This is a genomic window from Puniceibacterium antarcticum (genome assembly GCF_002760615.1).
In the GTDB taxonomy this organism is placed as follows: Bacteria; Pseudomonadota; Alphaproteobacteria; order Rhodobacterales; family Rhodobacteraceae; genus Puniceibacterium; species Puniceibacterium antarcticum.
Map to the genome: position 1 here is coordinate 1 of NZ_AWWI01000020.1, position 14,992 is coordinate 14,992.

10 protein-coding genes and 7 pseudogenes are annotated in these 14,992 nt (G+C 57.9%); 8 read left to right on the forward strand and 9 right to left on the reverse strand.

Going from position 1 to position 14,992, the window contains the following annotated elements; all coding sequences use genetic code 11:
- Positions 1 to 352 precede the first annotated feature (352 nt).
- Positions 353 to 2,074 carry an adenosylcobalamin-dependent ribonucleoside-diphosphate reductase gene (locus P775_RS01795; RefSeq protein WP_180287284.1) on the reverse strand — a complete coding sequence of 574 codons (1,722 nt, stop codon included), beginning with the start codon at positions 2,072 to 2,074 and terminating at the stop codon, positions 353 to 355.
- A 297-nt stretch (positions 2,075 to 2,371) separates the two neighbouring features.
- Here P775_RS01795 and P775_RS01800 point away from each other — a divergent pair.
- Positions 2,372 to 2,796, forward strand: a pseudogene (locus tag P775_RS01800) (transposase); the annotation flags it as partial.
- 2 nt (positions 2,797 to 2,798) lie between these two features.
- Here P775_RS01800 and P775_RS01805 read toward each other — a convergent pair.
- Positions 2,799 to 2,993: pseudogene (locus tag P775_RS01805) on the reverse strand (hypothetical protein); the annotation flags it as partial.
- A 217-nt stretch (positions 2,994 to 3,210) separates the two neighbouring features.
- On the opposite strand from P775_RS01805, the pseudogene P775_RS01810 reads away from it, so the two are divergent.
- The 3 genes and pseudogenes from P775_RS01810 to P775_RS01820 all read left to right on the forward strand — a co-directional run bounded on the left by P775_RS01810 (position 3,211) and on the right by P775_RS01820 (position 5,481).
- Positions 3,211 to 4,175, forward strand: a pseudogene (locus P775_RS01810) (IS5 family transposase).
- 116 nt (positions 4,176 to 4,291) lie between these two features.
- A pseudogene (locus tag P775_RS28705) lies at positions 4,292 to 4,513 on the forward strand (VOC family protein); the annotation flags it as partial.
- Between the two features lie 38 nt (positions 4,514 to 4,551).
- Positions 4,552 to 5,481, forward strand: a complete 930-nt coding sequence (locus tag P775_RS01820) for an NADP-dependent oxidoreductase (protein ID WP_099909361.1) — start codon at positions 4,552 to 4,554, stop codon at positions 5,479 to 5,481.
- Between the two features lie 74 nt (positions 5,482 to 5,555).
- On the opposite strand, the gene P775_RS01825 is transcribed toward P775_RS01820, so the two are convergent.
- The 3 genes from P775_RS01825 to P775_RS01835 are packed head-to-tail and all read right to left on the reverse strand — an operon-like array spanning position 5,556 to position 8,166.
- Positions 5,556 to 6,152 carry an SDR family oxidoreductase gene (locus P775_RS01825; RefSeq protein WP_099909368.1) on the reverse strand — a complete coding sequence of 199 codons (597 nt, stop codon included), beginning with the start codon at positions 6,150 to 6,152 and terminating at the stop codon, positions 5,556 to 5,558.
- Between the two features lie 26 nt (positions 6,153 to 6,178).
- On the reverse strand, positions 6,179 to 6,793 hold the full coding sequence (locus P775_RS01830; RefSeq protein WP_099909362.1) for a glutathione S-transferase family protein: 615 nt from the start codon (positions 6,791 to 6,793) through the stop codon (positions 6,179 to 6,181).
- Complete coding sequence (locus P775_RS01835; protein WP_099909363.1) at positions 6,790 to 8,166, reverse strand: NAD-dependent succinate-semialdehyde dehydrogenase; 1,377 nt, start codon at positions 8,164 to 8,166, stop codon at positions 6,790 to 6,792. The genes P775_RS01830 and P775_RS01835 overlap by 4 nt, the downstream gene beginning before the upstream one ends.
- A gap of 257 nt (positions 8,167 to 8,423) precedes the next feature.
- Here P775_RS01835 and P775_RS01840 point away from each other — a divergent pair, with 257 nt between their 5' ends.
- The 4 genes and pseudogenes from P775_RS01840 to P775_RS01855 all read left to right on the forward strand — a co-directional run bounded on the left by P775_RS01840 (position 8,424) and on the right by P775_RS01855 (position 9,777).
- Positions 8,424 to 8,726, forward strand: a complete 303-nt coding sequence (locus P775_RS01840; RefSeq protein WP_180287286.1) for a hypothetical protein — start codon at positions 8,424 to 8,426, stop codon at positions 8,724 to 8,726.
- An 8-nt stretch (positions 8,727 to 8,734) separates the two neighbouring features.
- Positions 8,735 to 9,040, forward strand: a pseudogene (locus P775_RS01845) (transposase); the annotation flags it as partial.
- Between the two features lie 75 nt (positions 9,041 to 9,115).
- Complete coding sequence (locus P775_RS01850; protein ID WP_099909364.1) at positions 9,116 to 9,379, forward strand: antitoxin; 264 nt, start codon at positions 9,116 to 9,118, stop codon at positions 9,377 to 9,379.
- A complete protein-coding gene (locus P775_RS01855; RefSeq protein ID WP_218967605.1) occupies positions 9,376 to 9,777 on the forward strand; it encodes a type II toxin-antitoxin system VapC family toxin in 402 nt (133 codons plus the stop codon). Before P775_RS01850 ends, P775_RS01855 begins: the two co-directional genes overlap by 4 nt.
- Before the next feature lie 665 nt (positions 9,778 to 10,442).
- Here P775_RS01855 and P775_RS01860 read toward each other — a convergent pair.
- From P775_RS01860 to P775_RS01880, 4 genes and pseudogenes are all read right to left on the reverse strand, one after another.
- On the reverse strand, positions 10,443 to 10,811 hold the full coding sequence (locus P775_RS01860) for a TrbG/VirB9 family P-type conjugative transfer protein (RefSeq protein WP_180287287.1): 369 nt from the start codon (positions 10,809 to 10,811) through the stop codon (positions 10,443 to 10,445).
- 797 nt (positions 10,812 to 11,608) lie between these two features.
- A pseudogene (locus P775_RS29685) lies at positions 11,609 to 12,280 on the reverse strand (IS110 family transposase); the annotation flags it as partial.
- Between the two features lie 233 nt (positions 12,281 to 12,513).
- Positions 12,514 to 12,747, reverse strand: a pseudogene (locus P775_RS01875) (transposase); the annotation flags it as partial.
- 176 nt (positions 12,748 to 12,923) lie between these two features.
- Positions 12,924 to 13,664 carry a hypothetical protein gene (locus tag P775_RS01880; protein WP_143520774.1) on the reverse strand — a complete coding sequence of 247 codons (741 nt, stop codon included), beginning with the start codon at positions 13,662 to 13,664 and terminating at the stop codon, positions 12,924 to 12,926.
- Positions 13,665 to 14,992 lie beyond the last annotated feature (1,328 nt).

The window sequence follows — 14,992 nt, forward strand, 5'->3', positions numbered from 1 at the left end:
CGGCAAAACTCAAACCCGGAGTCTCGCTCACGCTGGATAAAAGTTGGGGGCAACGTCACCGGCTCCGGGTCTTTTTGGCCCTGTTCATTGCATGGATCGCCGACGCCGTGAGGCCGTCAACCGCGACCGATGGCGGGCGGCGCGACCAAGAAGTGGCCGCATAGGCGTTGTTCACGGTCGACGACATAACTGAAGGCGCTCGCAAAAAAGTAGACATAGCAAAAATCCACCGCAGGAACATTGTTGTCGGAGATGAGGATTTTTATTTAGGAGATTGTGAAATAAGCCTGTAATAAGCTCTATTTTGCTTTGAACCCATTTCAAGCAATTGTCTTCCTCGGAGCGGCGCTACCTAAGTCAGAATAGATCCGGTTATTACGTTTGGGCGATAGGTCGTGCAGCCCTTGCAGCCAGTCTCATAGGCCATCAGGTAAATTTCCTTGAAGGTTTCGAAGGCAATGTCTTCCTTGCAATTGATGGTTTTGGAAATACCGCTGTCTATCCATTTCTGTGCCGCTGCCTGCATGCGAATATGATATTGTGGCGCAAGTTCCGGGGCAGTGACGAAATAAGCAGGATGTGGCGTTTCGTTACCGAAGGTCTGCGAAAAAATCATGGCCGCATAGTCCGCCACCTCCTCAGTCGACGTGGTGCCGTCGGGGTGGTTAATCTTACGCCGGAAGGACGTGGAAAAGATCGGCTCGATCCCCGACGACACATTGCCAGCCAGCAACGAAATGGTACCCGCTGGCGCAATGGTCGTCAGAGTCCCGTTCCGCAGACCATGCGCCGCGATCAACGCCCGCACATCCGGGTCAAGGGACTGAATCATCAGGTTCTCCATATGCCGCTCCGCATCAAAGTCCGGAAATGCGCCGCGCTCTTTGGCTAGGCGGGCTGATGCTGCATATGCAGCGTTCTGGATCTTTCGCATCCACGATTCGATCAGCGAAACCGCCGCCGCAGACCCATAGCGTTCACCCATCATGGCAATTGCATCCGCAACGCCGGTGATCCCTATGCCAATGCGGCGCTGGCGTTCAGCCATTTCTCTCTGGGCGTCCAGAGCATATTTCGACACGGAAAGGGCGTTGTCGAGCAGGCGCACGCCCACTTCCACAAGTCTTCGAAGTTCAGTCAGGTCAAAGCAGGCATCTGCTGTAAAGGGGAAAGCGATAAGCCGCGCTAGGTTTATCGACGCGAGCGGGCAGGTGCCGTTGGGCGGCAAGGGCTGCTCGGCACAGGAATTCGTGGTACAGATTGTCTCGGCATAGTTCAGCGGATTTTGCGCGTTGATCCGGTCGATAAACAGAACACCCGGCTCTGCCGAAGCATGGGTTTGATGCATAATTCTGTCCCAAATGTCCGTGGCGCGAGTGCGGCGCACCACCTTGCCGTCCCATATCAGGTCCCAGTGTGCATCCGTGCTCAAAGCCACCATGAAAGCATCGGAAATCATTACGGACATGTTGAAGTTTCGCATACGCTGACGGTCCGACTTAGCTGTAATGAATGCCTCGATATCGGGATGATCGCATCGCATGGTTGCCATCATCGCACCCCGCCCGAAGCCGGAAACCAACATCTTACAGACAACGTCACAGATATCCATCACGGCAAGTGGCCCGGCCGCAGGGCAGTTAAGCCCCCGGACCAGCGTTCCGCTTGGCCGGATCGTGGAAAAGTCAAAGCCAATGCCGCCCCCCATCTGCATGGTCAGCGCGGCATCCTTGATTGTGTCCATTATTCCAGGCACTGAATCCGGAATAGTGCGCATCACAAACGTATTCGACAGGCTGACATTGTATTCGGTGCCGCACCCCGCCAATATACGGCCAGCAGGAAGCAATTTAAAATCTTTCATAGCGTGGTAGAATTCTTCTGCAACTCTCACCTTATCCCGACTGCTTTCGTAGGAGGCAAGGCCATGTGCAACACGATTCCAGGTGTCCTCGATCGTTTTATCAGAATTTTTGGGATCGCTCCTATACTGGTATTTTGTACTCCAAATCTGCCTGGCGATAGGCTGGCAGAATTTTTGTTCTGGTTCCAGTGGCATTTCGAAATCATACATATGTCTTTACCACTACGCTAAGATCTTCGAGATTCTACTCATCGATTCATCTAAGTGCGGCTGACTAAATATATATTTAAAAATGTGATGAGGTTTTTGAATATATTTTTCAAAAAATCGGTCAAGTCTTATTCTACATTTCGGGGCGTCTCAATGTAAACCATAATGACATTATATCTTTCGGCCTGAACAAATCGCAAGCATTTGAATTTATTCGGTGATCCCGGCAAAACTGTGGCAGGAAATTGCAGGGTTTCGTATGCTGGGTCGCGAAACCTTGCAAATTCCGGCGCCGTGATGAAGAAGCATCCCCGCACTGAAGAGCAGGGCGATCTCCTGCGTCCCCGCCTGACCGAGGTGATCGATCTTCGCCACGAATTGACGAAACTGGAAAACGCTGATCGACTGGGAGTTCTTCGAGACGGAATGGGCCGGTTTCTTTCCCTCCTCGACAGGGCGTCCAGCCACATCGCCGAGTTTGGTCGCGGGGCTGCTGTATCTCCAGCACGCCTATCGGTTGTCCGATGGGTCGAGAACCCGTACTACCAACATTTCACCGGTGAAACATTCTCCAGCATCGCCCGCCCACCGATCCTTTCTGCTTGACCCGCTGGCTTAAGCGGATTGGAGAGGAAGGGGCCGAGTGGCTGCTGACCAAGCCTATCGAGGCTGGGCGCACATTCGGCGCCGTTGATGACGGCAGCCTCGCACGCCTTTCCGTAGTTCAGGCTGAACAAACGTCTGGCTGGCCTCTCTGACGATTACCCCGGCAGTTTTCGGCCATCAGGGCGTTCATGATCTCGGCGAGTTCTGCGATCAAAAGGGCCAAAAGACCCCTGAGGTGGGCCAGTATCTTGCGGATGTTGTGGCCGCACAGCACAGCACAGATCGCGTCGCCGGTCGTGCCCTTCAAGGGACAAACAAACGCTTTTCTGATCCATCGCTATTGCGCACGCGCTGGGTCCGAGGCCAAAGTGCGAAATGCTGTCGGAGCGGCGGCACTGTTTTCAATCGCCGGAATGGAACTGTTCATCTAATTATAGATCGTGCGGAACGCCTATGTTACGTTTGTTGAGCTGTGTTGCACAAATCTGGCAGGGATTCATGTCGTGAATCCAGTGTGGTAGCTGGCCCGCATGAGCAAACCAACATCACCGACCTACAAGACGACGAACTGGGCTGATTATAACGCAGCGCTGAAGGTCGCGGATCACTGACGATCCACCGACCGGCAGTGCATTGCGCAGCAATGTCACGAGAGGTTGGTTCGATCCCGAAATAAACTGTGATGCTGAACCTTCCGGCAAGAGGGGCAGGTCGCGGACATTCAGTGACGCTGCCATCCAGACTTGTTTGACGATGAAGGTGCTGTTCGGGATGGCCCTGCGTCAGACGACCGGCTTTGTGGAAAGCCTGCTTCGGCTGACGGGCCTCAATTGGGACGTCCCTAACTTCAGCACCATCTGCCGCCGTCAAAGGAGGCTTGCGGTCAACATTCCGTATCGCGGCTCGAAGGGCCCACTGCGCCTTCTGATTGATAGCACGGGCATCAAGGTCGAAGGAGAAGGCGAGTGGAACGCTCGCAAGCATGGCGGCCCAAAACAACGTCTCTGGCGCAAGATCCACATTGGTATCGATAAGCGAACACTGGAAATCAGAGCCGTCCATTGCCCGGCAGGCGATTTGCATAGCAAATCTGCCGAGAGGGGAGATCACGGGCAGCAACACCGGGGATGCACCGATGTTGCCTCATCTGCTCAACCAGATACCGCGCGATCAGGAGATTAGCAGCGTGACTGCCGTTGGTGCCTACGACACGCGCCGATGCAACAACGCCATCCACTGCCCGGCAGTGCATGTTCACATGCACGAGAGGGGCTGACCGCGGTGTGGCCGCGGTCAGCCCGCCACGCCGAAATGCCCAGCCATGGAAGCCAACCACCGCCGGAGTCGCGTCGAGACAAAGATGCACTGCGTGAAACTACTCGGCCAACGCCTGATGGCACGTGACTTCGACCGCCAGGTCGCGGAGGTTCAGGCGCGCGTTGCGATGCTGAACGGCTACACCGCCCTTGGCATCCCCGTCACAATGGCCGCGTGATAAATACGTATAGGGTAAGCGGAGAACCGTCCGTCAGCTGATTTGTGAAACAGAGTCGCGTGGAGGCGAGTTTTTCAACAGAATACACAGGAAGCTGCCGATGCAAAGTCGCGAACCGCCGCCTTGGCACGTTCCACTTTGCGGTGCAGGACCCCACCCTTGAAGACCTTCTGGCAAAGATCGTCTCCGCCGTTGGCAAGCAGCGTATGCCCGTCCGCGAGTATTTTCCGGACTAAAAACCGTTCCGCATGGTCTATGTCGAGGACCCCTTTGGCGTTGTATTCAAGATCTACAGCCATAGTTATGAGCTGACATATTCGAACGGGGCCTATTCCTAGCTCGGCCGCCGATCCCCCATCACACAGGAGACACGCCCATGAAAGCCGCAATCATCCGGGACTACGACACACACATCGAAATTGCTGACATCGACCCACCCGCCTTGCACGACGGTTCCGTCTTGATTGCTGTTCACGCGGCCAGCGTGAATCCCATCGATTACATCCTGCAGTCGGGCGCGATGAAGGATGACATGCCGCTGACGTTCCCGCACGTGATGGGCTACGATGTCTCGGGTAAGATCACGCAGGTCGGTGGCGACGTCACGGGCTTCGAGGTGGGCGATGCGGTCTTCGCGCGCGCCAATCAAGAGGACGCGGGAGCCATCGCGCAGACAGCGCGTCTGAAGGCGGACGACATGGCCTTGAAGCCCGCCAACATCAGCCACGAGGACGCGGCCTCCGTTCCGCTGGCGGGGCTGACCGCGTGGCAGGCCCTGATCTCGAAGGCAGGGCTGAAGGCAGGTGACAAGGTCCTGATTCACGCAGGCTCCGGCGGGGTCGGCACGCTGGCGATCCAGATCGCGAAACACTTCAGTGCCCATGTCGCCACGACGTGCAGCCCGCGCAATGCGGACTTGGTTCGCGAACTCGGCGCTGATGTCGTGGTCGACTATCATAGCCAAGCCTTTGACGAGGAATTGTCGGACTACGACATCGTCTTCGACATGCTGGGCGGCGACACGCTGAAACGGTCGTTCAAGGTTCTCAAAAAGGGCGGGACCCTGGTCTCTATCAAGGGTCAGGATACCGACAATCTGGCCGAAAAGCACGGCGTTCGGTTCGAATGGTTCTTCATGGAGCCCGACGGCGCCATGCTGGCGGACTTGGCACAGCTGATGGAGGACGGGATCGTGCGCCCGGTCGTCGATCGCGTCTATCCCATGAGCGAGACGACCGAAGCCTACGCCGCCCTCAAGGACGGCCACGCCGTGGGCAAGATCGTGGTCACCATCGACCGCGCGTAGGGCAAGCAATCACGCGGACGTGGCACTGCACACGCTAGGGGGCCCGGACACAATCCGCGGCCCCCTTTTCCGCGTCAGACTGATTGCATGTTCAGAACGTGCCCATCGTGCTTGCCGGTCGTGGCGGCCTCTGCCAGCACCGCGGCCACATCGGCGCGGCTTGCCTTTGCAGATGGATCGACCCGGTCCCCAAGGATGACATCGTCACCGCGATCGTCGTCGGTGAGGGTGACGGGCCTCAGGATGGCATAGGTCAGGCCGGAAGCCATGAGGTGAACATCGGCGTCGTGCTTGGCCTTCAGGTAATGCGCCAGATCGCCCGAGGGGTCGGATTGATCTGCACCGATAGAGCTGAGCATCACGAAGCGAGCGACGCCCGCGCCCTGCGCCAGATCGATCAGCCGCATTGCGCCATTGCGATCCACTTTGTCGGTCATCTCTGGCCCGGTCGCTCCACCCGATCCTGCGGCAAAAATCACGACGTCAGCACCATCGCAAACGCCCGGTTGCAGGTCTGTCAGATCGCCGTGCCGCACGTCTGTGCCTTCACGCAAGGTCGATGTGTCAGAGCTTTCACGGACAAGGGCGATGACCTTGTGGCCTTGATCCAGCAAATCCTGTGTCAAAAGCAGTCCGGTCTTGCCGGTTGCACCGGCGATGAGGATATTCATTGGCATGGAAGTGTCCTTTCGGTCAATTAAGTGGGCGGCGCCATCGGCCCGGCAGATCGCGTGGCCGCGATATAGCCGGGCTGTTCTTGCAATGCCTCCCAGTAAGCCGCGATCACGGGATGGCCGTTCAAGAGGTTCAGGCGCGCCAGCAGCGCGATGATGTAAGAGATCTGGATATCCGCCAGCATTGCGGTATCGCCGAACAGCAGCGGCCCGTCGCCAATCTCCTGCGCGATATAGGCAAGATGGCTATCGAGCGCCACTTTCGCATCATCGGGCACCGGGTTGCTGCGGAACGCTGGCATGATGGCCCGCAAGGCGACCTCGGCGAAAGACGCCTCGACATAGTCGAACAGGACCTCGTGTCGCCAAAAGGCCGCCGTGCCACGTGGTGGCGTGTGGGTGTCGTCGTCGAACTTTGTCGAAAGATAGCGCAGGATCGTCGCAGACTCCGCGATCAACTCGCCGTCGTCTTCGACTACAGGGGACTTGCCCAAAGGATGAACCTTGGACAACTCATCAGGCGCACGGAAGGCCTCGGTGCGATCATAGTCGATCCGGTTGCAGGGCTGGCCCAGATCGGCCAGCAGCCACAGGATACGGGTGGCGCGAGAGTATTGGAGGGCGTGGAGGGTAATCATGGCAAGAAGATCGCTTTCACGTTGACGAATTCCTTCATGCCAAAGCCGCCGTGTTCGCGACCGTAGCCTGAATCCTTGACCCCGCCGAAGGGCATGTTCGGATCGGCGGCCCCGAAAGAGTTGATGCGGATCATGCCGGTGTCGAAGTGGTCGCGGGCCAGCCTCAGCGCGCGATCCTCGTCCTTGCAGAAGATGCCGCCGCCCAGACCGTAACGGCTGTCGTTGGCGATCCGCATCGCGTCTGCGTCGTCCTTAGCGCGAATGACGGCGGCGACGGGGCCGAAGATTTCATCGTCATAGGCGGGCGTGCCGGGTGCCACGTCCACCAACACCGTAGCAGGGTAGTAGGCGCCGGTGCGGTCAGGGGCCGTGCCGCCGCACAACGCGCGTGCCCCCTTGGCCACGCTGTCGTCGACCTGACCTTTGACCGTGTCGAACTGATCTTCGCTCGACAACGGGCCAAGCTGGCTGTCGGCATCCGTGGGGTCACCCATCGTGATCGCCTTCATCTGGTCGACATAGGCCGTAACGAAGGCCTCATAGACCTTCTCCGCCACGATGAACCGCTTGGCCGCGACGCAGGTCTCTCCATTATTATAAAGCCGCCCCATGACTGAGAATTTGACCGCCGTTGCGATGTCGGCATCCTCTAGCACAAGATAGGCATCGTTCGACCCCAGTTCCAGCACGGCCTTTTTAAGCGCTTTGGCGGCCACCGCACCGACGTGGCGACCGGCCCCATCGCTGCCGGTCAACGTCACGCCGCGCACAAGAGGGTGGGCAATCAGCTTGTCGCTGGTGTCGTGATCGATCAGTATGACTTGAAACAGATCCTCTGGCAGGCCCGCCTCGATGCACAGTTCGCGCAGCCGCAGGCCGGTACCGGTGCAGATGCTGGCGTGTTTCAGCACGCAGGCATTCCCGGTCATCAAATTCGCGGCCAGCACGCGGACCGGCTGATACAGCGGAAAATTCCACGGCTGGATCGAGTAGATCACACCAAGAGGCTGATAGCTGACGACACCGCGTGACCCGTTGGGGCCGTGGGTGCGTTCCTCGTCCGCCAACGCGTCAGGGCCAATCTTGGCGCTGTAGTCGAAGATCGCGGCGCAGATTTCCACTTCGCGCTTGCCGTCCTTAAGCAGTTTGCCGGTCTCCTGCGTCATCAGCGCTGCCAGTTCGCCCGCGTTGTCGCGCAGCTTCTGCGCAATCTTCGTCAAATATGGCGCGCGGTCCGCGCGGGACAGGGTGCGCCAGTCTAGGAACGCGGCCTGTGCGGCCTCCAGCTTTGCGGTGGCCTCCTGCTCCGACATCAGCGGGTAGGTTTTGATCGTCTCGCCGGTCGCGGGATTGGTTGTTGTGATCGTGGACATGAAGGCTCCTTGCGGTGTTCGTACAGTCAACCGTCAGACTTCTGGATGAGTTCCGACCTCCGCCGCGTCAGGCGAAAATGGCGTCAGGCCTGAAAACACTTGCACCAAGGCGACAAAAGCAGTCAGTAGCTCCTGCTCCGGCATCGCGATTTCCAATAAGAGTGCGATCAATAGCACAATGGCTTTTTTGAAGGGGTATAAAGCAGCAAGGAAGGTGTAGATGCAGCTTCGGATGGGGGATCGAAATCTCGATCATAGTGCCTGGTGCCTTCACTTCAGGAACCAACCACTTTGCCCATGCGGGCAAGCCAGCCAATCCCGACATCGCCGCGGCCTACATGGACGGGCCGTTGACCGGCGTCGATAAGGCGGCCCGCGCCATTGTCCGCGTGGTGGAAACTCCTTTGGGCACCCGTCTTTTCCGGGTGCATGTTGACCCGTCCCGCTACGGGGCCGAAGAGGTTAACGCGGTGGCCGATCGCGTTCGGGCGGAAAAGTACCACCGGATCGAACTGGGATGGCTGTTGCGGCCCGCCGGCACTGGCGACCTCGCGGATTAACGAAGCAATGCAAGCGGTTCCGCGACAACGAGGTGCCGCTGCAACTGCACGCGCTGGACGACAACTTCGCCACCTTCCTGCGCTGCATCGAGCTGCCCGAGAAGATGGCCGACTGATCATTGACGAGCCTCCAGCTAAAGCTGGTCAAGATAGGGGCACGCGTCGTGCGCCACGCCCGCGCCATTACACTCCAACTCGCCGAGGTCGCTGTCACCGGCCCGATGGTGCAAGCCAGCCGCCTGCCGCACCGCGCCGTGCTCGTGCTGCAAACCGGAAGAAACTCCAGCTCTCCAGCATACGGGGTTGATGGCTGACTGATCAGCTACTTGAAATTCTCCGCATCATGATGTATATGTTTATGTATATACATCCGAGCAGGAGGGGCGATCATGCCGCAACCGCAGCCACATTCAGAGCCTCGTGAAGCAAAGCTCTTCCGCAACAACAAGAGCCAAGCCGTCCGCATTCCCGCAGACTTCGAGATGCCGGGGGATCGAGTAAACATATATCGTGATGGGAACCGGCTTATAATCGAGCCGGTTCGCCGCAAAAACCTGCTTGAAGTGCTCGCTGGGCTAGAGCCACTCGGACCAGAGGATCAGTTTCCTGACGTGGATGAGACGCTTCTCCAAGCCAAGGAAATCGACCTTTGAGCCTCTATATGCTGGACACCAATATCGTCTCCGATCTGCTACGAAATCCTGACGGTAGCGCGGCTAAGCGTATTGCCGATGTTGGTCCAGATGCGATCTGCGTGAGCATTATCACGGCGGCAGAGCTACGATACGGCTGTGCCAAGAAAGGGTCCGCGAAACTCTTGGCGTATGTCGAAGCGATACTGGAAAGTGTGCAGGTTCTGGCATTCGATGTGCCTGCTGACGCGGAGTATGGCGGCATTCGTGCCGAGCTTGAGGCCGCTGGCAAGCCCATTGGTCCGAACGATCTGTTGATCGCGGCTCATGCCTACGCAGTTGGGGCAATCCTCGTGACGGACAACACGGGCGAGTTTTCCCGCGTTCGCGGCCTGCGGATTGAAAACTGGATCAGGTAGCCGATGAACCGGGGTTTCGATTCATCAACCTGAAACGCCGGATAGCCGAAAAACTAAAGGGAACTTCACCTTCCTCTTGTCTTCAGTTGAAATGCGAGCTGGGAACTAGTGTTCGCCACCTGACAAAAAATTTCCAGTCTGCCTCAGGTGCGCCCCGGTTGCACGGACGGAGGTTCAAGTGGCAGCTATGCGGACTTGGACGAAGCCGCTCGCGCGGCAATGGCACTTGTTGCAGTTGCCATATCGATGTGACCGGCAGTCTGATCTTCAAAGACCTAAGGTCAGTTGTCGACGCCGCAGCACGCGGGCTCTGGATTGGCTGGACCCTGCGTGCAGGTGTTGAGGCCCAGATTGCATCGGGTGATGCTGGTCGAAGTTCTGTCCGAGTACACACCCGACAGGCTACGCTTTTTTCTATATTATCCAAGGCAACTCAAAAGCCTGATCCGTTTGCGAGCGTTCATCAAACACTTCGGGGTCGGACGCTGACATAAGCTGCAGTGCAGAAAATGGGTGAAATGGGCTCAGGTCGGCTCTGCGGCAATGCCTCGTTCATGCGTGCCCGCCATCGATATCGCTCACTTAGCGGTCATTTGCGCCGCATGTACCGAGCCCAAGATACCTTCAGGTACCGTTGGCAAGGTAGGGCGGGCTATCTGTCCACCCTACCTTTGCGTGCCAGATACTCGACAACGGTCGAAATACGCGATCGTGCGGCGGGATGTGTAGATCGTCATGTTGCTGTGGGCGCTGGCGATCACCGGCTTTACGGAAACGGTGTTGCGGTTCGACAAGACTTCCACATTGAAGGCCTCGGAGTCGCCCAGCAGGACTTGCTCGATGCGCTCACCCTTGCCGAGCTTGATCGCGGTGTTCGTCCGCAGGTTCGCGTCCACGCGGATCACATCGGAAACATTGTACCAGACCGAGCGCACGCACGCGTCCTGCCCCATAGTCTGCGGCGCACGTTCGGCGAAGGCGGGCAGGGGCAGAAGAAGGGTTGCCGTCAGAATGATTGCGAAGGTTTTTTGCATGATCATCCTTCGGCGCGTATCCGACGCGGCGTTCTTCACTTGGGTATTTCGGTCTGCACGAAAACGTACCAGCGCCCAGTAGCGATGCGTGCAGCCTTGCTGCCAACGGCTTCGAGGCGCGCGTGTTTGATCAGATCACTGCCCTCTTCCGGCCGCCGCCCCCGGCGTGTACTTCAGAAACAACTCACCAGTTTCCATCGTTCGCACGCTCGGCGCGATGTGCGCGCCATCGGTCTCGCTGCCCGGCTCATGCGGATCGCCAGCGATTTCGACATTGATATCGAGGACCTTGGTACCCTGTCGAAAAAGGCACAGGGCTGGGCAAGGCGATGGTGCGGCTTGAGCAACGGCTGGACGTGTGTCTGTTTCATCGCAACACGCAGAATATAGCGCTGACCGAAGAGGGGGCGTCTGTTCCTAGAGCGCTGCCGCCGCATTTTCGAGGAAATCGAAGCTGCAGAGGCCGAACTTGCCCGTTCCAATCGAACGCCAAGAGGTCGGCTGCGCGTGTGTGTCATGCGGTTATCCTTTCTGGTGTGACACCAAAAAGTTATGCGCCGGATTGGGTCTTTGATACGGGCCCGGGGAGGTTATCCACATAGATGGCTTGGATGAGGCTGGATGAGAGCGGGATTTTCCGGCAAAGCGCTATTTTGCTCCGAGTTTCCGGGAAGGCGTGGCGCACGTGGACTGCCCAACGATGCCCGTCGGAAATAGTTTTTGACGGAACACTAGGAGCGCACACTATCTTGGGAACAGCGACCGTAAGGTAGCAGGACCAGCGACAGCCCGTCGCCATGCTCGTCGCGGTCGTTGCCGACCAGCGCGGCCTTGATCGTGTCCATGGAGGATTTGCAGCGGACATCCCGGAACGCAGCAAGAATCTCCGGATCACGCTCGCCGCCGACAATGGCACGGATGATCCGCATGCCGGTCGCACCACTGATGTCGGAGACGACATGATGCAGTTGCAGGTTCATCTCCATCAGTGCCTTCTGCATGTGCTGGATGTGAGCGGCAGCATACTCGGTGAGCCGTTCGCGCTGGCGCATTTAGGCGCGCAGTGTGGCGATCTCGGCCTCTGGTCGGAAACTGCCACGGAGCAGACCGTAGGAATGCAACTGTCGCAGCCATCCCGCATCGCTCACATCGGTTTTGCGGCCAGGCACATTCTTGGCGCGGCGGGCATTCACGAGGATGACCTCGAAGCCATGCGCTTCCAGGATCTCGAAAGCCGGGATCCAGTAACCGCCGGTTGACTCCATCGCTACGCTGGTGACACCGCACGACCGGAACCAGTCGGCAAGGTTGTGCAGATCCTGGGTGAATGTCCCAAAGGCGCGCACTGGCATGACGTCGGTGTCGGGGTTCACAGCCGCCATGTGCATCGTCGAGCCGATATCGATCGCAGCCGCATTGGGGTTGACCACATTCAAATCCGGGTGGCCGCCGGTTTTACGCATCGTCATGGCAAATCCTCCGTTCAAGATGAAGGGCGTGGGCCATGCAAGTTCGTCACCTTCCTAACCGGGATCACCGCAATGGCGGCGTCACCACTCTCAAGTGCGCATCAGCCCATGTGCCACGTTTTTTAACGGGGTCCAGCCCACCAATAAGCCTTCGGCAACTGCCCTTCGCGGTGAGCGTAACATAAGCTGTTTGTACCGCGCACAGGCGGGCTGCGGTCCGGAACGGTTTTTTAAATGTGCCTCTCCTCCTTGAGGATGCGGTTCTCGCGCCGAAGCTGTTCGTTGTCCCGCGCAAGCTCGCGATCCTCGAGCGATACCACATCCGTGTCGCGGTGCGCTGTCACCCACTTGTTCAGCGTCGAAAGCCCAACGCCCAAATCATCCGCAACCTGCCGCCGTGTCAGCCCGCTGGTCAGCGCAATTCGCACTGCATCCTTGCGGAATTCATCCGTTCTTCCCGTGCCCATAGTTCGTCTCCTTTGCTGCACATTATGCTATCAAAGGAGCGGCACCAAACCGCGACAGGTCCAGTACCCGGTAAGTAAGAAAACATACCGGGTACATACTGCGTTTCCAGGTGATTGGCAGCCGGCCATTGCGGCGGCCTCCCCGATCCTAGTGGTTCAGCCTGGTGACGGACGGATTACAAACCGCGCCACAGAGCGTCGGGGCCTCGGGCGATCTTGTTAATTACCAATCTCATCGACGCGCTGGCCTTTTCCTCCAGATGATCCCAGCAGCAGTCCTCGCCGATAAAGACGTCGCCTCCCTGCGCAAGGTAATTCTTAGTAAGCATTGACAATGCCCAGCTGTGCGTATCGCCAAAGGCAGAGTGCCTAGGTACCTTGTCAAAGATAAAAAGCCTGGGCGTGAAGCCGGACGACCTGCAATCTGCCGGCAGCGAAAGCTCTTCCAATGGTGAGGTGCATTCCGGGCCAAGCTGGAGCGCATTGGACTTGATCTGGTACACAAAATTTCCGGAGACGCATGACACGGCGCGTCTGCGCCCGGCCTTAATGCTGCGGACGGGCGAGTTCTCGGAGGAGTAGGCCTTGCCAGCCAATACGATCTGGCAACTCCTGACACGAAATGCATGAAGTTCTGCCTGCTTAAAGTCCTCCATGTTCATCTGAGCCTGGTCAGGAGAGGGGTTGGTTTGCGTCATGTCTTTATCCTTTGTTGTGGTCACTCCAAAAAAGGTAAGAGCCGGATTGGGCTCTGAATACGGGCGCGGTGAGGTTATCCACATAAACGGCTTGGAGAGGGCTGGGTGAGCGAGGGATTTTTTCGGAAACGGCTGTTTTGCCTTCGATCTCCGGGTAAACGTGGCGCATGCAGCCTGTGAAGCGATGTTCTTCGGAAATAGTTTTTCGCGGAAAACCAAGCGCTCAGATGATCCTGGATAACTCCAGCCTGCGCACCCATCCGAGGATCTCCAAAACTACCCGGGAAACAAAGCGGGGGTGAAGTTCAAGGATCGCTTACAGGGACAAAATGCCGGTTTGTCACAGGAAAACGGCGCTTTCCGCGGAAAATCCCGTTTTTTTCAATGGAATCAGCGATGTAACAGAAATCGGCCTTGTCACACTTTAAGTGACACTAGTAACCTTCTGATTTTACTTGGATATATATAGATATCTCTCTATGTCACAGAATTTATAAATATATATATGTAGACGTACGCGCACGCATGTACGCACGCACGCACGCACCTACGCATGAGACACTCATTCGGCTGTGACATGCGACACTCGGTAAGGCATTGATTAAATTCAATTGTCGTGTCACAGCTTGTTGGATTATCCGAAATCTGTGACATTTTCCGGCTGTTTTGCCCATCTCGGGGTCGATCTCAACCTGTGGAGAGGGGTTTGTCGGACGTCGGCTACCGTCGGCCCGAACCCGGGCGGATACCGATTTCCGGCAGCCGATCCTGGTTATCGATGGGATGAGGCGGATGTCTCGGCTTGTGGCCGGAGCACCCTCGCGGTTGCGCTGCCCCATGGCGTCGCGAGGCGATGACCTGTCGAGCAGTCGTCCGGGCTGACCCTGCCGATCCGGAGAAGAGCCGTCTAAGCGCCAGGACCGTCGAAGGCATCCCGGTCGGTGCGCCAGGGCGGTCAACCGGCGTTATGCAGGCGTTTTGTCCGCGCGTCTCCTCCAGGATCCCCCGGATCGGCCGACCGGGGCTACCGGCGGAAAAACACAACCTGCGGACGGCAGATGACCGAGATCCAGTGCAGGCCTCGGGGCCGGGCTTGGCATCGCTGCGGCAGAGTTCCGGGATGTTTCCTATGGCGGGAGGAATGCCCGCGTCGGCCCATGCGTTCGGCAGGCCTGCCGCAGAGCGCGACAAGGGCGCCGCTCCTCGTCGCGCTGCAGGCTCGAGCGGGGGTCCCTCCCTGGACAAAGGCGGGACATTTGGGAGCCAATGTCAGCGCTGACCCTGGTGATGATCTGAGCGCTGACGACGACACGGTCTTGGGAGTGATCTCGATGCTGGGCCACCCGATCACACGCTCGCGCCGTTCAGAAATCTCTTGTACCAATGGGGGCATCCATACATGCACAAAGCGGGTAAGGAGTTCATTTTGTGAATCCAGCGTGGTAGCTGGCCCGCATGAGCAAACCGCAGACTACACGACACTGGGCGCATGTTGCGGATTTTGGGGCTGGTGCCGACCGGCGAGATGGATTCTGAACACGGACTCT